The following is a 20,223-nucleotide window of genomic DNA, read 5'->3' on the forward strand; positions in this document are numbered from 1 at the left end:
TCAATCGACTATTAGAAGTCGTACTTAAACTTGCGAGGCCGCCAGTACAGGATCGTGCGAACGGCATCAATCTCGGACTGACAAAAGTTCAAGCCTGACATCTTCGTGATCAGCGCAGAGTTGGGAGGCGGATGGATGCGGTCAAGCGTATCAAGCTTTGCCACGCCGGCCCACCATTCAAGAACGACGCAAAAGGCACAGAACGCCATGGTTTGTCGTTGTAGTTCAGGGTATCGGCCACGAATGTCATCGACCTCAGTACCAAATCGCCGTTTGCTGTTGGCGCCATGCCCTTTATGAAGGCACAGCTTGCGAACTTGGGCCTGAACATACTTTTTGGCGAAGGGGTTCATGAGTTGGCCGCGTTGTCGCTCTTGGCTGTTTTCCGAAAACAGTGCGTTGAGGTTCTCCCCTGCAAGAACGGTCTCCAGCAGAGCGAAAGCCGCAGGTGCCATCGAGTTCAGAGGGGCCAACATTCGCGTGAGTGGCGATTGCCTGTCGCAGTCGGAGCGATCTGTAATCAACATTGGCGTTACGAGCCGGGTGTACACCGACAAATTGTTGGGCACGGCCGAAGACACCGCGGGCTGGGTCGCGAGCTTGTAGAAAGGGCTGGAGTTGGCCAGCGTTAGACGTGGCGGGGAAACATCGGTCGGACTCGCAGTTCTGATGGTGTATTGAAGGTGATCGTTCATGATTGGACTCGGGAGGTTCGGATAATTCGTCGAGCAAGGAATTGATGAGGCATTGGCGGAAAGGCCCATTTGTCCGGATTTACTTCCCTGAAACCCCTGAGCCTTCCCTTGCTGACATCAGATCCAAAATGAACTGGTCAATTTCATGCTCGATGAAGCCGACCGACGAGCCCAGCCGCACTGGCTTGGGGAAGAGGGAGTTGTAACTTTTCGATTTGGGGTTGAGCCAGTTGTAGAGCGTGCTTCGTCCTATCTTGAGTCGATGGGCGGTTTCAGATACGGGAATAATCCGCAATGAGGTCAGGGAGGTTTGTTCCACTTTCGTGTCCGTTGTTAAGGGACGCAAAATATCCGCGACCACGGCCGTTTGATCGAACAGTCTGCTAGCAGATGGCTTGACAGGAGTTGGATAATGTGCAAGCCGCCCTAGCTATCGTTTCCTTGAGCAGACCTGAAGGGCGCGAAAGCGCTTCGTACGTCTGGATAAGGTGACCGGGAACCGGCCCAGTGCAAAAGCGTTTTGCGAAAGCGGTCGAATGGCACATCTGTGTCGTCTTGCGTGTCCTCACTAGTTTTCTTCTTAGAACTTCGGGTTTGGAATTCCAGTAATGCGCGCGCATACTTTTCGCTGGTCTTGAGCTTCTCGATGACAAGATCAACTGCAGCGCTTAGGGTCTTATTAGTTCCATCTTTGGGAATTTCAGGTATGAGCTCCAGCACAGCCATTCGAATCTCGTGGCTCTTACGGGAGCCTTTGTTGCGTGCGCGATCCCTACTCGCTTCCTGCATGGTTCGAGACGATGAATTCGATCCCAAGTGGTAGAAAGCTTGCGTCAACGATGCCCAGGCTGCGTCCAATTGACTCAGTGCTTTGTAATTCTTTGCCTCATTGAAGAAGAGTGCTGAAAAGAGAAGTCCTTGATAAAAAAACGGTGTTTCCTTCCCCCATGTGTCAGGCTTGTAATCGCTGAGCAGGATCATGGCGTCGGACGCGCGCCGCGGTTTGAATTCGGTCCGAAAGGATTCTCTGGTGAAAGCGAATGCGTCTACATCTCCGACGTCCCCCCGCTTTCAGTAGCGGGGCGATTTAGAGTCCGGGGTTGATGGTAGTGGATGCCAGTTGTTTTGCGTAGGCGCTCGGTGTCAGTCCGCCCAATGCCTTCTTCGGCCGATCCTCGTTGTATTCCCGGCGCCAGGTTCCGATGACGGTCCGGGCGTGCAGCAGGTGGGTGAACCAGTGTTCGTTGAGGCACTCGTCGCGCAGGCGCCCGTTGAAGGATTCGACGTAGGCGTTCTGGTTCGGCTTGCCGGGTTGGATCAGGCGCAGTTGCACGCCGCGCTCGTACGCCCAGGTGACCATAGCCTTGCCGCAGAACTCCTTGCCGTTGTCGGTGCGGATCACCTGCGGTAGGCCGCGGGTGAGCGCCAGACGGTCGAGCACGCGCGTCACGCCCAGTCCGGAGATCGCGCGCTCGACCTCGATCACGATGGCCTCGTGGGTGGCGTCGTCGACGATCGTCAGGCACTTGATGACCCGACCTTCGGCGGTGCGGTCGAACACGAAGTCCATCGACCACACCTGATTGGCCGCCAGCGGCCGGATCAGCGGCTGGCGCTCGCCCGGCAACACCTTCTTGCGCTTGCGGCGCCGCACCTGCAGCTTCGCCTCCTGGTACAGCCGTTCAACGCGCTTGTAGTTCACGAGCAGCCCCGCTTGCCTGAGCTTGAGGTGGATCATCCCGACGCCGTAGCGCTTGTGCCGCCGCGCCAGCGCCAAGATCCGCGCCCGCAGCTCGACGTTGCGGTCCGGACGCGGCGCATAGCGGTAGGCGCTGGCGCTCATGCGCACCACCGCCAGCGATCGTCGCTCGCTCAGCCCCTTGTCCACCAGATGCCGCACCAGCTCGCGTCGAGCCGGTGCGGTCACCACTTTTTTCGCAGGGCGTCCTTGATCACGTCGTTCTCGAACATCTGCTCGGCCAGCAGCTTCTTCAGCCGGGTGTTCTCCGCCTCCAGCTCCTTGAGGCGCTTGGCGTCGGGCACGCTCATGCCGCCGAACTTGCTGCGCCACAGGTAATACGAGGCTTCGCTGAAGCCGTGCCGGCGGCACAGGTCCTTGACCGGCAGGCCGGCCTCGGCCTCACGCAGGAAGCCGATGATCTGTTCTTCGGTAAAACGCTTCTTCACGTCCAATCTCCTTGTCGTTGGGGATTGGACTCCAGATCGCGGCGCTACTCAAAGGTGGGGGGACGTCGTCTCCATCATTCATCCTTGAGCGCTCGACCAATTGTTTTTGAGTGGATAAGAATGATCGAAGTTCGGGGTACAGCCGAAGCGCAGAAGCTTCGTGTTCTGATTGAGACAGGGTTTCTAACTGTTCGATCTGTTCATTCGAAAATATTTGCACGCTTTTGAGGTCGTTTGGTTCCAATTGGGCAAGAATGTTGCGAGTTTGTTCAAAGTCTCGCGCCTCTTTTTCCCAGTCCATATAGCCTTCCGCTACCGTCCAGAGTCGTTTCAAATTGAAAGACGGCATGGATCTTTTTTCGGCTTGTTCATGCCAAAGCCTTTCGCCCAAATCCAACAGTTCAGTTAGTGAAGGCGTGGAAGAGAAATGTGTGTAACTCGGCATGAATTCCGTTCCTGGACGACGATGCAGCGGGACTAGGAATTTTGAGACGACTGCGGATTTTTCAGCTCGTCAAGGTAATCCGCCCAAGCCTGCATCATGTTTCGGCGTTCGGGCAGATACTTGGCTAAGTTGTAGACCCCCTCGGTGCCACCGATTTCATGGGACAACTGGGCTTCGACAGCTTCTCTTGACCAACCCTGTTCACGTAGCAAAGTCGATGCCATGTGGCGGAAGCCGTGTCCAACAATCTTCCCTTTAAAGCCGATACGCGCGATGGCAGCATTGATTGCGCCGTCACTCATGTTGCGCCGCGGATCTCGCGCGCCAGGGAACAAGTACTTGCCTCTTCCGGTTACGAGGTGAAGCTCGCGCAAGATTTCGACCGCCTGTCTGCTAAGCGGGATGACATGCGAAGGAGTGTCAGGTGACTCCTTGGCGGCTCTGCGGAGTTTGCGGTTGATCGGTGGGACGACGTACTGCGGATCCTCACTGTCAAGGTTGATTTGAGACCATTCCGCCATTCGGATTTCGCCTGGCCGGCAAAACCAGAGTGGGGCAAGTTTGAGTGCACAGGCGACAGGGAAAGAGCCCTCAAAACCGTCGATGCACCGAAGCAACTGCCCGATTGTGTCTGGGTCAGTGATAGTGGGGTGTCGTTGCTTGCGGCGGCTTGGGAGAACTGCGCTCAGATCCGCAGCGGGGTCCCGTGCGGCTCGCTCGGTCGCGATTGCAAATTTGAACACGCGGCTCAACTGAAACCGCAGTCGGTGAGCTTGTTCGAGATGATTGGCCCTGACTAGGCGATCGATGAGGGGGCGAATATCCATGACACCCAAATCGGCAATTGGACGACCACCGATGTAAGGCGTTGCATGATTTTCAATGCGGGCCTGTTCTTTCAGGAACTGTTTCTCGGTCCACTCATGCTCTTTGACTGCCAGCCATTCTCTAGCTATACGTTCGAAGCTATTGGCTGCTCGGTCAGACCCGGTGAGCTTTTCGGCGCGACGGTGGGCGCTGGGGTCAATTCCCGCTTCGAGTCGACTTCTTGCTTCATCCCGGCGCTGGCGAGCATCTTTGAGACCGGTTGCCGGGTACGACCCCAATGCAAGCCGCCGTTCTTTGCCGGCAAATCTGAACTTCCAGCGCCAGAGTTTGCTGCCCGATGGCGTGATCTCCAAGTAAAGCCCACCGGTGTCGTAGATGCGCTTTGTTTTAGCGTCTGGTTTCGCCTGTCGGATCACTACTTCAGTGAGGGGCATCCATACTTCCTTTGATGGGGGCATGCGAGATCGGCGTGCCCCTTATGCCCCCGAATATGCCCCCAAAAATCGTGGATGGCAATGGATCCAGATGAGTCCAATTGAGCCTGTCTTCAAAGGAAATACCGATTCAGGCATAAAAAAAGCCGCTGATTTCAGCGGCTTTTGATCACATCTGGCTTTCTCTGGACTTGTTTGGATGCTTTGCCAGATTTTAGTGTGGTGGCTATGGGTGGAATCGAACCACCGACCTCGGGATTATGAGTCTCGCGCTCTAACCGTCTGAGCTACATAGCCAAATTTTCAGATTTCGTGTCTATGACCCCGACATTATGAGTGACGTGCTCTAACCGGCTGAGCTACATAGCCGTCGACCGCGCAGGGCGCGGCGAGCCGGGAATTCTGCACGCCCCGCCGCCTGCCGTCAACGTTCGGCCACCCGCGCGCCCTTCGACTTGTGGCACCCGGCGGGTCATGGCACAGTCGGGACAGCGGGGTATATCCCCAAATCATTCAGGAGTCCGAGTCGTGATCGATCCGGACGGCTATCGCCCCAACGTGGGCATTGTGCTGATGCACCCGGACGGCCGGGTGTTCTGGGCACGCCGGGTACGCCGGGACGGCTGGCAATTCCCGCAGGGCGGCATGAATTCCGACGAGACCCCGTTGGAGGCCATGTACCGCGAGTTGCGCGAAGAAACCGGCCTGTTGCCCGAACATGTCGAAGTGCTGGGCGCCACGCCGGGCTGGCTGCGCTACCGGCTGCCGCCGCGCGCCATCCGCCACCGTGACCGGCTGGTCTGCATCGGGCAGAAGCAGGTCTGGTTCCTGCTGCACCTCAAGGGCGAGGAGGCCGACGTCCGCCTGGACCTGACCGACCACCCCGAGTTCGACCACTGGCGCTGGGTGGATTTCTGGTACCCGGTGCAGAACGTGGTGATGTTCAAGCGTGGCGTCTATTCGCGCGCGCTGCAGCACCTGGCGCCGCTGGCCCGGGGCATCGCCGGGCCGCAGGCGGTGCCGCCGCCCTGCCGCGAGGTCCGCAACTTCAGCGCCAAGCGCCCGCGCCGCCGCCCGCCGGGTGGCCAGCGCGGCAGCGGCGGCCGCCCCCCGACCGAAGGCGGCTGATCGCGAGGAAGGACGATGCCGGCTTCGGCGTCGTGGCCGGTGCCGGTGAGCGCATCGGTGTAGGAAAAACCGGCAGTTGAGTCAGAAAAAGTCCCGTCGATGGCGCTTTTTGCGCCATCGATGGCCGAAAAAGTCCCATGCATGGGCGAAAAAGTCCCGTGCGTGGCGCAAAAAGCGCCATCGGTGCGCGAAAAAGTCCCACGCGTGGGCAAAAAAGCGTCATCGATGACCGAAAAAGTCCCGTGCATGGGCAAAAAAGTCCCATGCATGGCGCAAAAAGCGCCGTCGACGGCCGAAAAAGCCCCGTGCGCGGGGCGAAAAGCGGCAGCGATGCCGGTCAGGACGGTGGGCGCGTGCGTGCGGGTCGTGTGCGGCCCGTCGAAGCCGCACCACCCTTGAACAGGCACGGGGCGAAGCATCATCACCCCCTCCGGAAACACCGACCGGCCTCAGCGCGGCGGCGTCAGCCCGGTGCCGGGATCGGTCGCGTCGGGTTCGGGCGAGAGCAGTCGGCGGGCGCCGCGGGCGACCTTGCGCCAGACCCACCAGACAAAGGCCGCGAACAGCACCGTCGCGGTGACCACGATCACCAGCGCGATCCACGGGTGCGAGAACGCCAGCGCCAGCCCGCCCACGGTCATCACGTCTTCGCCGACCGAGGCGGTCCAGTTGGTCACCGGCTCCGGCGAGGTATTGAGCACCGCCCGCGAGCTGGACTTGAGGAAGTGGCTGGTCAGCGCCACGCCGGCGCCGGTGGCCAGCACGCCCGGGCCCAGGCTGCCGTCGGGCGACATGGCGGCGGCGGCCAGGAAAGCACCGGCCGGCACCCGCAGCAGGGTGTGCAGCAGGTCCCAGCCGCTGTCCACGCCGGGGATCTTGTCGGCGAAGAACTCCGCCAGCGCCAGTGCGCCGGACACGCCCAGCACCCATGGCGATTCGGTGGCGGCCAGCGCCTGCGGCAGGTCGATCCAGCCCATCGCCCCGGCGATGCCGACGCCGAACACCGTCAGGTACACGCGGATGCCGGCCAGCCAGGCCAGCACCACGCCGATCGCGAACAGGTGGGCCTGCGACATCTCCGGCATCGAAATGGACGGCAGGTCGATCAGGGCAAGCAAGGACATGGTGGTTTCCCCCGCAGGCGGCCGCCACGGGCCGCACGGGGCGAGTATATGCAGCGGGCTTGCTTGACGTGGGCTTAAGCGGTATCAGGGCGGGATGAACGCGACGAACCGCAAGGCGGGCCCGGCCCGTGCATGGCTGCCGTGGGTACTGGCGGTGCTGGCCCTGGCCTTGGCCGGCTGGGGCTGGCTGAGCGCCCACGGCTACCGCAACCAGCTGCTGGCCGCGCGCAGCACGGCGGCGGCCGGCGGGGCCCAGGCCGCGCTGCAGCAGCAGATCGCCACCCTGCGCCAGTCCGACCAGATCAGCCGCCAGGCCATGCTGGAACTGCAGAACACCCTGACCGAGCGCGACCAGCAGATCGCCGCGCTGCGCGCCGACCTGGACTTCTACGAACGCTTCGTCAGCCCCGACGTGCAACGCCGTGGCCTGAGCGTGCATGCCGCGCACGTGCAGCCGCAGGCGGCCAACGTCTGGCGCTTCGAGCTGACCCTGACCCAGGGTCGCGAGCAGGCCGGCGAGAGCCGCGGCCAGGCGCGGGTGGCGGTGGAAGGCAGCCGCGCCGGCAAACTCGAACGGCTGGACTGGGCGGCGCTGCGGCAGGCCGCCGAGGCCCCCGGCATCGACTACCAGCTGCGTTACCTGCAGCGGGTGGAAGGCGAATTCGCGCTGCCCGAGGGCTTCGTGCCGACCCGGCTGATCGTCGAGCTGCGCCCCGCGCAGGGCAGGCCTGTGGAGGCCGCGTTCAACTGGAAGGACATCGCCGGCGCTTGATGCGCGCGGCGCCCGCCCCCATCCTTGTGGGCATGGAAACGCAGAATGAGACCGCCGCGCCGGGCTACCAGCAGCTGGACGCCCCGCTGGCCTTCAGCACGGCCGCGGCCGCCAAGGTGAGTGAGCTGATCAGCGAGGAAGGCAATGCCGACCTCAAGCTGCGCGTGTACATCCAGGGCGGGGGCTGCTCGGGCTTCCAGTACGGATTCGAGTTCGACGAGAACCAGTCCGAGGACGACCTGGCCGTGGTCACCGACGGCGTGACCCTGCTGGTCGACCCGCTCAGCCTGCAATACCTGATGGGCGCGGTGGTTGATTACACCGAGACCCTGGCCGGCGCGCAGTTCTCCATCCGCAACCCCAACGCCAAGACCACCTGCGGCTGCGGCTCCTCGTTCACCGTCTGAGCGGTCGATGACACCCGGCTTCGCTTTCGTCGATGCGCCGCTGGACCGCGCCGACGAATTGCGGGGCGATGCCGCCGCGTTGGACGCCCTGCGCGCCGAGGCCGCCTGCCTGCTGCTGGATGCACGCGGCGAGGTGCGGCTGGAGGCGGATGACGCCTTGCAGATCAAAACAGGCGCCCCGGCCGAGGCGGTGTTCCTGGGCCTCGGCGAAGGCCGCGCGTGGTTTGCCCGCCAGCAGGCCGATGCCTTCCCCGAAGCCGCCTCCCGCATCGACCTGCGCGGCGCGGCGATGCGCCTGCCGGCCTTCCAGTCCACCCTGTTCGCGCAGGCCCGCGCGGTGCTGCACTGGCGTGCCGGCCACCGTTTCTGCCCGAGCTGCGGCACGGCGCTGGCGTTCTCGCGCGGCGGCTGGCAGGGCGACTGCGCGAACTGTGGCCGCGTCGAATACCCGGCGTACCGACCCGGCGGTGATCGTCGCCGTCAGCGATGGCGAACGACTGCTGCTGGGCCGGCAGGCATCGTGGCCGGCGCGGCGCTATTCCACGCTGGCGGGCTTCGTGGAACCCGGCGAATCGCTTGAAGCCGCCATCGCCCGCGAGGTCTGGGAAGAAAGCCGCGTGCGCGTGCGTCGCGCGCGCTATCTGGCCTCGCAGCCGTGGCCGTTCCCCGGCTCGCTGATGCTGGGCTTCGTGGCCGATGCCGAAGCCGACGCGCCGCAGACCGCGCAGGACGAGCTGGAAGACGCGCGCTGGTTCAGCCGCGACGAAGTGCGTGCCGCCCTGCTTGAAGACCGCGAGGATGCGCCGCTGCGGGTGTCGCCGCCGCTGTCGATCTCGCGCTGGCTGATCGAGCGCTGGGCCGACGGCGAACGCGCCTAGAAAATCAGAGGCCGGGAAAGCCGCCCGGTGCCAGCCAGTTGAACGGCGGCCACGGCAGGTTGCGGGCGAGCCAGTAGCTGCACAGCGCCACCAGCCAGAGCTTCGGGTTGCCGATGACGGCGCGCATGCGCGTCGCGCCCGGCAGGCGCAGGCCAGCGGCATCGAGCGCCATCCACGCGAGCAGCGGCAGGCTGATCACCAGCAGGGGATTCATGGCCAGCGCCGTGGCGACATCGCCATGGACCAGCGCATGCAACGCGCGGGTGCTGCCGCAGCCGGGGCAGTACAGCCCGGTCACGGCATGGAAGGGACAGGCCGGCAGCGGGTTGCCGGCGGCATTCGGGTTGAAGCGCAGCAGCACCGCGCCGACCGCGAGCGCACCCACGCCGAGCAGGGCGGTGGGCCATGCGCGGCGCCAGCGAAGCGGCAGTGCCGGCAGGGCGCTCACAGGACGATGCCGAGCGCCGACAGGCCGCCGAAGAACAGCACCCAGAGCAGCAGGCCGACCAGCGGCGAGAACGTCGCGGCCAGTGCCCAGTTGCGTGCCTTCTCCGAGGCTTCGATCGCGCCGAGCCTGTTGCCCGACATGCGCAGGCCATCGACCTGGCTGGCATAGACGATCGACACGATGCCGAAGGGCAGGCAGCAGAACACGGTGGCCAGGATCGCCCAGACCAGATGGTTGGGAACGGGGGGGCTGGGCATGTGGCTCATGGGGAGATTCAAAAGATGCGGCCGGCGCCGGAACCCGGAGCCGGCCGCATCGCGATCACATCTGGCCGCTCATACCGGCGCCAATCCCCATCACGACGACCAGCAGGATGTAGAGCACCATCAGGCCGATCGACACGCCGGCGGCGATCATCGCCCACTTCTTGGCGTCGTCCGAGGCGGCCTGCGCACCGGCGATGTCGCCGGCCATGGCCAGGCCATCGACCTTGCTGGCATAGACGATGGACACGATGCCGAACGGCAGGCAGCAGAACAGCGTCGAAAGAATGGCCCAAACCAGATGGTTGGGAATGTTTTGCGTGTTGGCCATGGATTTCCCCGGTGATTGAAGGTGTCGCAAAAAGCGTCAGGATCATAACAAGGGGAATGGACCGTCAGGCGGCATTTCCGCGCAATGCACGTACTTTGTCTTCGAGCATCGCGGCGCTGGCGATGTGGCCGTCGATGGGCGCATCGGCCACCACTTCCACATGCGCACGGAAACGCCGGGGCACGCGCATCCGGCCGAGCCGTGAATCGCGCCGCGACCACATGCTCGCCCACATGCCACGCAGGGCCATCGGCACCACCGGCACCGGCCGGCGTTCCAGGATCTTTTCCACGCCGGACTTGAACGGCGCGATGTCGCCGTCCTTCGTCAACGCACCTTCGGGGAAGATGCAGACCACTTCGCCTGCGGCCAGCGCGGCATCGATCTCATCGAATGCCCGCTGCATCAGCGCCGCGTCCTCGCGCGCACCGGCGATGGGGATGGCGTTCGCGGTGCGGAAGATCCACGACATCACCGGGATGTTGAAGATCTTGTAGTACATGACGAAGCGCACCGGCCGCTTGATCACGCCCGACAGTATCAGCGCGTCCATGTAGCTCACGTGGTTGCAGACGATCAGCGCCGCGCCTTCCTCCGGCACGTTTTCCTCCACGCCGCGCCAGCGGATGCGGTAGAGCGCGGAGGTCATCAGCCATGCCAGGAAGCGCATGGCGAACTCCGGCACGATGGTGAAGATCCACGCGGTGACGACCAGGTTGCCGATCGCCAGCGCCAGGAATACCTGCGGGATGGTCCAGCCCAGCAGGCGCTGCACGGCGATGCCGAGGCCGGCCGCCGCGACGATGAAGAGGGAGTTCTGGATGTTCATGCCGGCGACGACGCGCGACATCTCGTTGGACGGCGAGCGGCCCTGGATCAGCGCGAACAGCGGCACCACGTAGAAGCCGGCGAACAGGCCCACGCCGACCAGGTCGAGCATGATCCGCCAGGTGCCCGGCAGGTGGACGAATTCGGCGATGGATACGCCGGCCAGCATCGCCTCGCCGCTGCGCGCGCGGTACAGGTCGAACAGGAAAACGCTGATGCCGAGCGCGCCGAGCGGCACCAGGCCCAGTTCCACCCTTCGACCGGACAGCTTCTCGCAGAGCATCGAGCCGACGCCGGTGCCGATGGAGAACAGCGCCAGCGCGAAGATGTAGAGCTCCTGCCGGCCACCGAGGTTCACTTCCGCATAGGTCGGCAGCTGCGCGGTGAGCAGGGTGCCGATGAACCAGAACCACGACACGCCGAGGATCGCGTGGCGCACCGCCAGCTGCTTGCGTGCCAGCCGCCACGCGGCCAGCGATTCGGTGACCGGGTTCCAGCCGATGCGCAGATCGGGATCGCCCGCGGCCACCGGCGGGATGAAGCGGCTGGTGAAGTTGCCCAGCACCGCCAACGCCACCAGCAGCGCACCGGCCGCGTAGGGCCCATAGGCGCCGGCCACGGTGAACACCAAGCCGCCGACGATCATGCCGGAGAGGATCGACACCGACGTGCCCATCTCCACCAGCCCGTTGCCGCCGGTCAGCTCGCTCTTGTGCAGCACGCCGGGCAGGATCGAATACTTGACCGGCCCGAACAGCGTCGACTGCACGCCGGTGGCGAACAGCGCGACGAGCAGCAGCGGCATCGACTTGATCGCGAAGCCGGCCGCGGCCAGCGACATGATCGCGATCTCCATCGTCGTGGTGATGCGGATCAGCCGCGACTTCTCCAGCTTCTCCGCGATCTGCCCGGCGTGCGCCGAGAACAGGAAATAGGGAAGGATGAAGATCGCCGGCGCGAGGCTGGTGTAGGTCGAGCGTTCCTCGGTGGACACGCCCAGCCAGAACAGCAGCGCGATGATCGCCTGCCGGTACACGTTGTCGTTGAATGCGCCCAGGCACTGCACGATGAAGAACGGCAGGAAGCGGCGCTGGCGGAGCAGTTCGAACTGGTTGTGGGCCATGGGTCCCCCGGGGTTGGGCGGAGGATAGCGTCAAACCTTTTCCTATTGACCGGGGCAGTTCCGTTTCAACATCCTTCGGGCACGGAGGCGCGAGGCCTCGCGCTAGCCAGGAAGGCATTCATATGAAAAGCGTCGCATTGATCGTGATGGGGCTGGCAATCGGCTCCGGATGCCGGCCTGCAACCATCGAACAGGTGCCGGCTGTTGAAGTCGGGCCATCGACGGATGGCGTCGCGCCCAGAGCACCCAATCAAACCCAGGTTGCGGATGCCGGAGGCGCTGGAGCCCGTGTTCCCCGGTTGATACGTGCTTCGGCCAATCAGTTCGAAAGCACGCTGGAAGGGTTGAAGATTTCAGTAAAGGCCGACCATTGCGTGGAACTGGCATCGACGTTCACGCAATGCGCGGAAGGCGCACGGATCACCGTGACGGGTGTCGGGCAGGCGAAGAGCTTCACGTTCGAGGTGCCGGAGCTTCAGTTCAACCCCGACTCGATGCTCTACCGCGGTGCGCTGGATGGAAGCTATCGCGCTGCAGGCACCACGCTCATCGTGGGTGACATGGATCTAGATGGTTCCGAGGATTTCGCCCTGCGGACAGGCAATGCCGGTGGTTACGGATCGCCCTCGTACAGCATCTATCTTCAGCAAGCCGGCGGGCATGGCTTTGTCTACAGCCCGGAATTCTCGGAGCTGACCGAAGGCAGCCTGGGCATGTTCAGCGTGTCGGCGGACAAGATTCGCGTGCCCCGCAAAAGCGGTTGCTGCGAGCATTGGGACGACGTCTTTGTCGTGAAGGGACATCAGCCGGTTTTTGTTGCGCGAGCTGCACCACAGGAATAACCGTTCGGAAAACATCGAACCCGGAAATCCGCAGGGAGGCGGAGCATGGACGCCAGGCAGTCATCGAAATTGCAGCAATCCCGGCCCGCTGGGGCATACGGTTTAACGCCTCAGCAAAGCGTCGACCTGATCGTCCGGACGGCGCTTGAGTATGGAATTTCGGATCAGCGGCAGATCGCGTACATGCTCGCTTCCGCGCAACATGAGAGTGATCAGTTCAGAACCGCCCGGGAGTATGGCGGTCCCCGGCAGGCCATTGTCAGGGGCTATGGCGGTGGTCGGAACTACTTCGGCCGTGGCTATGTACAGGTCACCCATGATCATCGCTATGCGGCGATGGACCGTGCACTTGAGCTCGGAGGACGCGTGATCGCCAATCCCGATGTGGTCGCCACTGATCCGCACATAGGTGCGCAATCTTTGGTGGTCGGCATGATGCGTGGCCTGTTCACGGGCAAGTCTCTGCACAGCTACGTCGGTGGCCAGCAAACTGACTATGTCAATGCACGACGCACCGTCAATGGAACCGACAAGGCGGCGTTGATTGCCGGCTACGTGTTGAGTTGGGAGAAAAAGTTGCCCTCCATCGTGACGCGTCTGGAGCAGGAAGGCCTTGAGCGACGTCCCATGCCCGGCAATACAACCCTTGCTGATGGAAAGATCGGGCCGGGTGACCGGGGTTATGAGGTGCAGCAATTGCAGGTGAGGCTTGGTGAGTTGGGTCTGCGGGGTGCTTCGGGGAAGCGCGTTACTACAGACGGAGTGTTCTCGGCTGAGACTGCGCATGCATTGAAGACTTTCCAGGCACGCACGGGCATTGGTCACGATGGAGTTGCGGATGCGCAGACGCTCATGGCGCTTGGTCTTGAGCACCTCGCTCCGTCACGGGGTTTGCCCCAGTCAGTGAAATCGGCCGCATCTGGTTTTTCCCCATCAGATCAACGCCTGCAAGGGAAGCTGGATGCGTGCGTGAAAGCGCTTGATCATGAAGCTGGCAAGCGCTGGGATGAATCGAGTGGACGAGTAAGTGCGGCTGCTTTCCTTGAAGCAAAGCGTCATGGTTTCAGCGCGCAGGATGACTTCAGGCTGGTGTTGAGTCAGCGAACTGAAACGCATAGGGAAGGTGATTTCGTCTGCCTCCTGCGCGTAGGGCCGTCGATGTCTTCAGATCCCGCAGCCAACCGCATCCGCATCGCGATGAACGACGCTCTGTCCAATCCATCTCTGCCTGAGATGGCGCTGAGTGGAGTGGAAAATGGGCCGCAAACTCAGGCTGTGCAGGCGTCAATTCAACTCAATCAAACAGGCGTATTGAAGCGATAGACCGGTTCAGTGCCATTTATCACGCGATCCGCTCAACGCCCCAACGCCCGCCATCCGATATCACTGCGATGGAATTCGCCTTCCCATTGGATGCCATCCACTGCCGCGTAGGCGGCGCGTTGCGCGTCGCCCACGGTGTTGCCGAGTGCGCAGGCGCAGAGCACGCGGCCGCCGCTGGTGACCACGTTGCCCTGGCCGTCGAAACCGGTGCCGGCGTGGAAAACCTTGCTGTCCGGCGGCAGCGCCGCATCCAGGCCATGGATGACATCGCCGGTGCGCGGCGTGTCGGGATAGTGCTGCGCGGCCATCACCACGCCGAGCGAACTCTGCGGGTTCCACTGCACATGTGTCTCGTGCAGGCGGGCATCGATCGCGGCTTCGACCAGATCGACCAGGTCGCTGTCGAGCCGCAGCATCACCGGCTGGGTTTCCGGGTCGCCGAAGCGCACATTGAATTCGATGACTTTCGGTGCGCCGCTGGCATCGATCATCAGCCCGGCGTAGAGGAAGCCGGTGAACGGGATGCCGTCGGCGATCATGCCTTCGACGGTCGGGTTGACGATCTCGCGCATCACCCGTGCGTGCACGTCGGGCGTCACCACCGGGGCCGGTGAGTACGCGCCCATGCCGCCGGTGTTGGGGCCGGTGTCGCCGTCGCCGACGCGCTTGTGGTCCTGCGACGTCGCCATCGGCAACGCGGTCCTGCCATCGACCATGGAGATGAAGCTGGCTTCCTCACCGTCGAGGAATTCCTCCACCACCACGCGCGAGCCGGCGGCGCCGAACGCGTTGCCGGCGAGCATGTCGCGCACCGCGGCTTCGGCTTCGGGCAACTTCATCGCCACGATCACGCCCTTGCCGGCGGCCAGGCCATCGGCCTTGATGACGATCGGCGCGCCCTTCGCACGCACGTCGGCCAGCGCCGCCTCGACATCGGTATGCACCGCGTAATGCGCGGTCGGGATGCCGTGGCGGGCGAGGAAGTCCTTCGCGTACGCCTTGCTGCCTTCCAGCTGCGCGGCGGCGGCGGTGGGGCCGAAGATGCGCAGGCCTTCGGCGCGGAAACGGTCGACCACGCCGGCCACCAGCGGGGCTTCCGGGCCGACCACAGTCATCGCGACGCCTTCGGCGCGCACCAGCTTGAGCAGGCCATCGATGTCGGTCGCGTTGACCGCGACGTTGCGGCAGCCCGGCTCGCGCGCTGTGCCGGCATTGCCGGGCGCGACGATCACTTCATCGACGCGCGGCGAACGCGCGAGCTTCCAGGCGAGGGCGTGTTCGCGGCCGCCGGAGCCGATGACGAGGATTTTCATGCGTACCTCAGTGCCTGAAGTGGCGGATGCCGGTGAACACCATCGCCAGACCGTGCTCGTCGGCGGCGGCGATCACTTCGCTGTCGCGCATCGAGCCGCCGGGCTGGATCACCGCGCTGATGCCGGCGGCCGCGGCTGCATCGATGCCATCGCGGAACGGGAAGAAGGCGTCGCTCGCCATCACCGAGCCCGGCACCGACAGGCCGGCTTCCTCGGCCTTCAAACCAGCGATCTTCGCGCTGACCACGCGCGACATCTGCCCGGCACCGACGCCGATGGTGCGGCCGTCCTTCGCATAGACGATCGCGTTGGACTTGACGTACTTGGCCACGCGCCAGGCGAACATCAGGTCGTCCATCTGCTTGTCGGTGGGCGCGAGTTTCGTCACCACCTTCAGGTCTTCGCGGCGGATCTCGTGGTCGTCCGCGCTCTGCATCAACAGGCCGGAACCGACGCGCTTGACGTCGATGAAGCCGGGGCTGCGCGCGGCCAGCGGGATGCGCAGCACGCGCACGTTGGCCTTCTTCTTCGCGTAGTCCAGCGCGGCCTCGTCGTAGTCGGGCGCGATCAGCACTTCGACGAACTGGCGGTCGAGGATCGCCTTCGCCGTCGCGCCATCCAGCTTCACGTTGAAGGCGATGATGCCGCCGAATGCGCTGGTCGGGTCGGTGGCGTAGGCGAGTTCGTAGGCGTCGCCCGGGGCCACGCCGACCGCCACGCCGCACGGGTTGGCGTGCTTGACGATCACGCAGGCCGGCGCGTCGAACTGGCGCACGCATTCCCACGCGGCATCGGCATCGGCCAGGTTATTGAAGCTGAGTTCCTTGCCCTGCAGCTGGGTGAAGGTGGCGAGCGAACCCGGCGCCGGCTGCAGGTCGCGGTAGAACGCCGCCTGCTGGTGCGGGTTCTCGCCGTAGCGCAGGTCCATGACCTTGATGAAGTTGCCGTTGGTCTGGCTCGGGAAGCTGGTCACCTCGCCGCCATCGCCGAGCGAGGACAGCAGGTCGCTGATGCGGGCGTCGTACTGGGCGACGTTGTTGAACGCGGCGACCGACAGCTGCCAGCGCGTGCGGCCGGTGAGCGCGCCATCGTTCGATTGCATCTCTTCGATGATCGCGCCGTACTGCGAGGGATCGGTGGCGACGGCGACGCGGGCGAAGTTCTTCGCCGCCGAACGCAGCATCGCCGGGCCGCCGATGTCGATGTTCTCGATGAGCGTGTCGAAGGTGACGCCCGGCCTGCGCGAGACCGCTTCGAATGGATACAGGTTGAGCACCAGCAGGTCGATCGGCGCGATGTGGTGCTCGGCCATGATGTCGTCGTCGATGCCGGCGCGGCCCAGCAGGCCGCCGTGGACCTTGGGATGCAGCGTCTTGACCCGGCCGTCCATCATCTCGGGGAAGCCGGTCAGGTCGCTGACGTCCTGCACGTCCAGCCCGGCCTCGCGCAGCGCCTTGGCGGTGCCGCCGGTGGACACCAACGCGACGCCCTGCGCGGCCAGCGCCTGCGCCAGTTCGACCAGGCCGGTCTTGTCGGAAACGGAAAGGAGCGCGCGGCGGATGCGGCGGGTGTCGCCGAAGACGGGTTGCAGGGACATAGCGGCCGGGTGCGGTGGAAAGCGCGAATTATAGGGCCCCGGCCCGGGCCGGCCGCTCAGTCGATGCCGTATTCGCGCAGCTTGCGGCGCAGCGTGGCGCGGTGGATGCCGAGCAGGTCGGCGGCGCGGCTCTGGTTGCCTTCGCAGTGGTTGAGCACCTCGACGAACAGCGGGACTTCGACTTCGCGCAACACCACCTCGTGCAGGTTGTTGACGCCGCAGCCATCGAGATCACCCAGATAGCGGCGGATGGATTGCGAGACATGCTCACGCAGTGGCGTGTGCATCAAGGCTGTTCGGTTCGGCACGGTTGGCTCACTTCCCCTTGAGCCGCCGGCATGCGGGAAACGCCGGCGGGCGCGCAGTCTAGCGCGCGTCGCGGGCGGTTGCGCTGAATGGGCCGGTCAGCGCGCGGCGGCGCGATGCGGCCGGAACGCGAAGTGGAACGCGACGGCGGCGCGGTCGGGTTCGCGCACGGCGAACTGCACGCTGGCGGTCTGGCCGGCACCGATCAGGGGCGGATGCTCGGCATCCAGGTAGTCCGAAGGCGCCAATGCGCGACGCGCGAGCGGCTGGCCGTTGGCATCGGACAACGTGAGCACCAGGTCCGGCCAGGCCTGCGGCCACGGCGCGTCGTTGCGGAAGCCGGCCTGCACGCGCAGCGCGCCGGGCACCGACGCATCGGCGTGCACATCGTGTTCGAGCATGCGGAAGGCGGCCATGTCCTGCCAGGTCGGCAATGTGCAGCCGAGCAAGGCGCAGGCGCTGTCGGCCAACGGCCGCGTGCGTGCATCGGCAGCGAGCGATGCGCGGCCGGCGACCAGCAGCATCGTGGCCAGCGTCACCAGCAACACGCCGCAGGCCAGCCAGGTCCATTTGCCGGCACGCGCCTGGGTAGCGCGGCTGGCGGCGAAGCTGGGGGTATCGAGCGTGGATGCAGCGGTGTCGTCGGCCATGGGCGGAGCTTAACCGCGGCGACGCCCGCTGATCCGCACCCAGTCGTCCTGCCGCGCGACTTCCAGCCGGTCGAACCACGGCGCATAGCGCAGCAGCAGTTCGTCCTCCTGGCCGTGCAGGATGCCGGACATCGCCAGCCAGCCATCGGGCGCGACCTGCGCGCTGATCGTTTCGGCCAGCGCGTCGAGCGCGGAGGCGAGGATGTTGGCGACCACCACCGGATAGGTGCGCGCCGGCGCATCGGCGGGCAGGTGGACCGTGATGCGCTCGGCCAGCCCGTTGCGTTCGGCGTTGTCGGTGGTGGCGATGACGGCCTGCGGATCGTTGTCGATGCCGACCGCATGACGCGCACCCAGCTTCAACGCGGCCAGCGCGAGGATGCCGCTGCCGCAGCCGAAGTCGAGGACGTCGGCATCGGCCAGCACGCCTTCGGCGGCCAGCGTGTCCAGCCATTCAAGGCACAGCGCCGTGGTCGGATGGGTGCCGGAGCCGAAGGCCAGGCCGGGATCGAGCCGCACCACCGCCGCGTCTTCGACCAGTGCCTCCACCGGCAATTCGTGGTTCCACGGCACGATGAACGTGCGCGCGCCGAAACGCATCGGCTGGAACTGGTCCAGCCAGGCGCGTTCCCAGTCCTGGTCCTCGACGGTCTCAAGCTGTGCCATCGACCAGTCCAGCGCGACATCGCCCGAGCGCAGCTCCGACAGCAGCCATTCGCCGTCGGTGTCGCCGTCGAACAGCGCGGTCAGCACCATCTGCCGCCACAGTGGCGTCTCGCCGACGCCGGGCTCGAAGATCGCGGTTTCGTCCGGCGTCTCGGCATCGGCATCGGCCAGCGTCACCGACAACGCGCCGGCATCCTCCAGCACCGCTTCGTAACGCGGGTGTTCCGCCTGCGAGACCGGCAGGGTGAGTTGCAGCCAGGCCATCAGGCCAACTTCAACGAGCGTTCCTTGCTCTCGGCAAGACGCTTTTCGAGGTAGTGGATGTTCTGCCCGCCGGCGGCGAAACCGGCATCGGCCAGGATGCGCTGCTGCAGCGGGATGTTGGTCTTGATGCCGTCCACCACCATCTCGCTCAGCGCCACGCGCATGCGGCAGATCGCCTGTTCGCGGGTCGCGCCGTGCACGATCAGCTTGCCGATCATCGAGTCGTAGTTCGGCGGCACGCGATAGCCCTCGTACACATGTGAATCCACGCGCACGCCGGGGCCGCCGGCGGAGTGGAAATGCGTCACCAGGCCGGGCGAGGGCATGAAGGTGTCGGAGTCTTCCGCATTGATGCGGCATTCGATGGCGTGGCCGGTCAGCACCACGTCGCTCTGCTTGATCGACAGCTTGCGGCCGGCGGCGATCAGCAGCTGCTCGCGCACCAGGTCGATGCCGGTGACCATCTCCGTCACCGGGTGTTCCACCTGGATGCGGGTGTTCATTTCGATGAAGTAGAAGCGGCCGTTCTCGTACAGGAACTCGAAGGTGCCGGCGCCGCGGTAGCCGATGCGGATGCAGGCTTCCACGCAGACCTTGCCGATCTCCTCGCGCTGCTCGGGCGTGATGCCGGGCGCGGGTGCTTCCTCCACCACCTTCTGGTGCCGGCGCTGCATCGAACAGTCGCGCTCGCCCAGGTGGATGGCATTGCCCTGGCCGTCGGCGAGCACCTGGATCTCCACGTGGCGCGGGTTCTCCAGGAACTTCTCCATGTAGACCATGGCGTTGCCGAACGCGGCCTTGGCCTCGCTCTGGGTGGTGGCGATGGCGTTGAGCAGGTTGGCCTCGGTGTGGACCACGCGCATGCCGCGCCCGCCGCCGCCGCCGGCTGCCTTGACGATGACCGGGTAGCCGATCTCGCGGGCGATGCGGATGTTCTCCTCGCCATCCTCGCCCAGCGGCCCGCCGGAACCGGGCACGCAGGGCACGCCGGCCGCCTGCATGGCGCGGATCGCCTCCACCTTGTCGCCCATCAGGCGGATGGTGTCGGCCTTGGGCCCGATGAAGACGAAGCCGGACTGCTCCACACGCTCGGCGAAGTCGGCGTTCTCGGACAGGAAGCCGTAGCCGGGGTGGATGGCCTGCGCGTCGGTGACTTCGGCGGCGGCGATGATCGCCGGCATGTTGAGGTAGCTGTCCACCGACGGCGCCGGGCCGATGCAGACGGATTCATCCGCCATGGCCACGTGCTTGAGGTTGCGGTCCACGGTGGAATGCACCGCGACCGTGCGGATGCCGAGCGCCTGGCAGGCGCGGACGATGCGCAGCGCGATTTCGCCCCGGTTGGCGATGACGACCTTGTCGAGCATCGGC

22 protein-coding genes, 1 tRNA gene and 1 pseudogene are annotated in these 20,223 nt (G+C 64.6%); 6 read left to right on the plus strand and 18 right to left on the minus strand.

What is annotated here, in order from left to right; all coding sequences use genetic code 11:
* Window positions 1-11: 11 nt before the first annotated feature.
* The 7 genes from DCD74_RS12765 to DCD74_RS12100 all read right to left on the minus strand — a co-directional run bounded on the left by DCD74_RS12765 (window position 12) and on the right by DCD74_RS12100 (window position 4,886).
* The gene (locus DCD74_RS12765) at window positions 12-695 is read right to left on the minus strand and encodes a hypothetical protein (RefSeq protein ID WP_162616016.1); all 684 of its coding nucleotides are present in this window, start codon (window positions 693-695) and stop codon (window positions 12-14) included.
* 79 nt (window positions 696-774) lie between these two features.
* Window positions 775-1,014 (minus strand): helix-turn-helix transcriptional regulator, encoded by a 240-nt coding sequence (locus DCD74_RS12085; protein ID WP_217424263.1) that lies wholly within the window; start codon window positions 1,012-1,014, stop codon window positions 775-777.
* A gap of 107 nt (window positions 1,015-1,121) precedes the next feature.
* Entirely contained in the window at window positions 1,122-1,676 is a 555-nt protein-coding gene (locus tag DCD74_RS12770; protein ID WP_162616017.1) for a hypothetical protein, read from the minus strand.
* A 106-nt stretch (window positions 1,677-1,782) separates the two neighbouring features.
* Window positions 1,783-2,882, minus strand: a protein-coding gene (locus DCD74_RS12090) for an IS3 family transposase (RefSeq protein WP_112927513.1) whose coding sequence is annotated in 2 segments (ribosomal slippage) — window positions 1,783-2,624 and window positions 2,624-2,882 — 1,101 coding nt in all. Because the reading frame shifts where the segments join, the coding sequence is not laid out codon by codon here.
* Window positions 2,836-3,327: a hypothetical protein gene (locus tag DCD74_RS12775; RefSeq protein ID WP_162616018.1), complete on the minus strand. Its 492-nt coding sequence runs from the start codon at window positions 3,325-3,327 to the stop codon at window positions 2,836-2,838. Before DCD74_RS12775 ends, DCD74_RS12090 begins: the two co-directional genes overlap by 47 nt.
* A 32-nt stretch (window positions 3,328-3,359) precedes the next feature.
* Window positions 3,360-4,589, minus strand: a complete 1,230-nt coding sequence (locus tag DCD74_RS12095) for a tyrosine-type recombinase/integrase (RefSeq protein ID WP_112927514.1) — start codon at window positions 4,587-4,589, stop codon at window positions 3,360-3,362.
* Window positions 4,590-4,809: 220 nt separating this feature from the next.
* A tRNA-Met gene (locus tag DCD74_RS12100) sits at window positions 4,810-4,886 on the minus strand.
* Between the two features lie 231 nt (window positions 4,887-5,117).
* Here DCD74_RS12100 and DCD74_RS12105 point away from each other — a divergent pair.
* A complete protein-coding gene (locus tag DCD74_RS12105) occupies window positions 5,118-5,717 on the plus strand; it encodes an RNA pyrophosphohydrolase (protein WP_112927515.1) in 600 nt (199 codons plus the stop codon).
* A 449-nt stretch (window positions 5,718-6,166) separates the two neighbouring features.
* Here DCD74_RS12105 and DCD74_RS12110 read toward each other — a convergent pair whose 3' ends face one another.
* The gene (locus tag DCD74_RS12110) at window positions 6,167-6,793 is read right to left on the minus strand and encodes a DUF4126 domain-containing protein (protein ID WP_112927846.1); all 627 of its coding nucleotides are present in this window, start codon (window positions 6,791-6,793) and stop codon (window positions 6,167-6,169) included.
* Between the two features lie 142 nt (window positions 6,794-6,935).
* Here DCD74_RS12110 and DCD74_RS12115 point away from each other — a divergent pair, with 142 nt between their 5' ends.
* The 3 genes and pseudogenes from DCD74_RS12115 (at window position 6,936) to nudC (ending at window position 8,898) form a co-directional block, all read left to right on the plus strand.
* Window positions 6,936-7,613, plus strand: a complete 678-nt coding sequence (locus tag DCD74_RS12115) for a DUF6776 family protein (RefSeq protein WP_112927516.1) — start codon at window positions 6,936-6,938, stop codon at window positions 7,611-7,613.
* A 32-nt stretch (window positions 7,614-7,645) separates the two neighbouring features.
* Window positions 7,646-8,020: an iron-sulfur cluster insertion protein ErpA gene (gene erpA / locus DCD74_RS12120; protein ID WP_112927847.1), complete on the plus strand. Its 375-nt coding sequence runs from the start codon at window positions 7,646-7,648 to the stop codon at window positions 8,018-8,020.
* 7 nt (window positions 8,021-8,027) lie between these two features.
* A pseudogene (nudC, locus tag DCD74_RS12125) lies at window positions 8,028-8,898 on the plus strand (NAD(+) diphosphatase).
* A gap of 4 nt (window positions 8,899-8,902) precedes the next feature.
* Here the strand turns inward: nudC and DCD74_RS12130 are convergent.
* The 4 genes from DCD74_RS12130 to DCD74_RS12145 form a co-directional block, all read right to left on the minus strand.
* On the minus strand, window positions 8,903-9,337 hold the full coding sequence (locus DCD74_RS12130; protein ID WP_112927848.1) for a DUF2752 domain-containing protein: 435 nt from the start codon (window positions 9,335-9,337) through the stop codon (window positions 8,903-8,905).
* A 5-nt stretch (window positions 9,338-9,342) separates the two neighbouring features.
* Window positions 9,343-9,612, minus strand: a complete 270-nt coding sequence (locus DCD74_RS12135) for a CD225/dispanin family protein (protein ID WP_112927517.1) — start codon at window positions 9,610-9,612, stop codon at window positions 9,343-9,345.
* 55 nt (window positions 9,613-9,667) lie between these two features.
* Entirely contained in the window at window positions 9,668-9,940 is a 273-nt protein-coding gene (locus tag DCD74_RS12140; RefSeq protein WP_112927518.1) for a CD225/dispanin family protein, read from the minus strand.
* A gap of 64 nt (window positions 9,941-10,004) precedes the next feature.
* Complete coding sequence (locus tag DCD74_RS12145) at window positions 10,005-11,891, minus strand: MFS transporter (RefSeq protein WP_112927519.1); 1,887 nt, start codon at window positions 11,889-11,891, stop codon at window positions 10,005-10,007.
* A 590-nt stretch (window positions 11,892-12,481) separates the two neighbouring features.
* On the opposite strand from DCD74_RS12145, the gene DCD74_RS13240 reads away from it, so the two are divergent.
* Complete coding sequence (locus DCD74_RS13240; RefSeq protein ID WP_407072243.1) at window positions 12,482-12,733, plus strand: XAC2610-related protein; 252 nt, start codon at window positions 12,482-12,484, stop codon at window positions 12,731-12,733.
* 45 nt (window positions 12,734-12,778) lie between these two features.
* A complete protein-coding gene (locus tag DCD74_RS12155; RefSeq protein WP_112927521.1) occupies window positions 12,779-14,056 on the plus strand; it encodes a peptidoglycan-binding protein in 1,278 nt (425 codons plus the stop codon).
* Between the two features lie 32 nt (window positions 14,057-14,088).
* Here the strand turns inward: DCD74_RS12155 and purD are convergent, their stop codons facing one another.
* From purD to accC, 6 genes are all read right to left on the minus strand, one after another.
* Window positions 14,089-15,369 carry a phosphoribosylamine--glycine ligase gene (gene purD, locus DCD74_RS12160; RefSeq protein WP_112927522.1) on the minus strand — a complete coding sequence of 427 codons (1,281 nt, stop codon included), beginning with the start codon at window positions 15,367-15,369 and terminating at the stop codon, window positions 14,089-14,091.
* A 7-nt stretch (window positions 15,370-15,376) separates the two neighbouring features.
* Window positions 15,377-16,966, minus strand: coding sequence for a bifunctional phosphoribosylaminoimidazolecarboxamide formyltransferase/IMP cyclohydrolase (gene purH / locus DCD74_RS12165; RefSeq protein WP_112927523.1), 1,590 nt, complete (start codon window positions 16,964-16,966; stop codon window positions 15,377-15,379).
* Between the two features lie 56 nt (window positions 16,967-17,022).
* Entirely contained in the window at window positions 17,023-17,253 is a 231-nt protein-coding gene (gene fis / locus DCD74_RS12170; RefSeq protein ID WP_112927524.1) for a DNA-binding transcriptional regulator Fis, read from the minus strand.
* 117 nt (window positions 17,254-17,370) lie between these two features.
* Entirely contained in the window at window positions 17,371-17,922 is a 552-nt protein-coding gene (locus DCD74_RS12175) for a DUF3426 domain-containing protein (protein ID WP_112927525.1), read from the minus strand.
* 9 nt (window positions 17,923-17,931) lie between these two features.
* Window positions 17,932-18,852 (minus strand): 50S ribosomal protein L11 methyltransferase, encoded by a 921-nt coding sequence (gene prmA, locus DCD74_RS12180; protein ID WP_112927526.1) that lies wholly within the window; start codon window positions 18,850-18,852, stop codon window positions 17,932-17,934.
* The gene (gene accC / locus DCD74_RS12185; protein ID WP_112927849.1) at window positions 18,852-20,219 is read right to left on the minus strand and encodes an acetyl-CoA carboxylase biotin carboxylase subunit; all 1,368 of its coding nucleotides are present in this window, start codon (window positions 20,217-20,219) and stop codon (window positions 18,852-18,854) included. Before accC ends, prmA begins: the two co-directional genes overlap by 1 nt.
* Window positions 20,220-20,223 lie beyond the last annotated feature (4 nt).

Source organism: Lysobacter oculi (assembly GCF_003293695.1).
Classification (GTDB): domain Bacteria; phylum Pseudomonadota; class Gammaproteobacteria; order Xanthomonadales; family Xanthomonadaceae; genus Solilutibacter; species Solilutibacter oculi.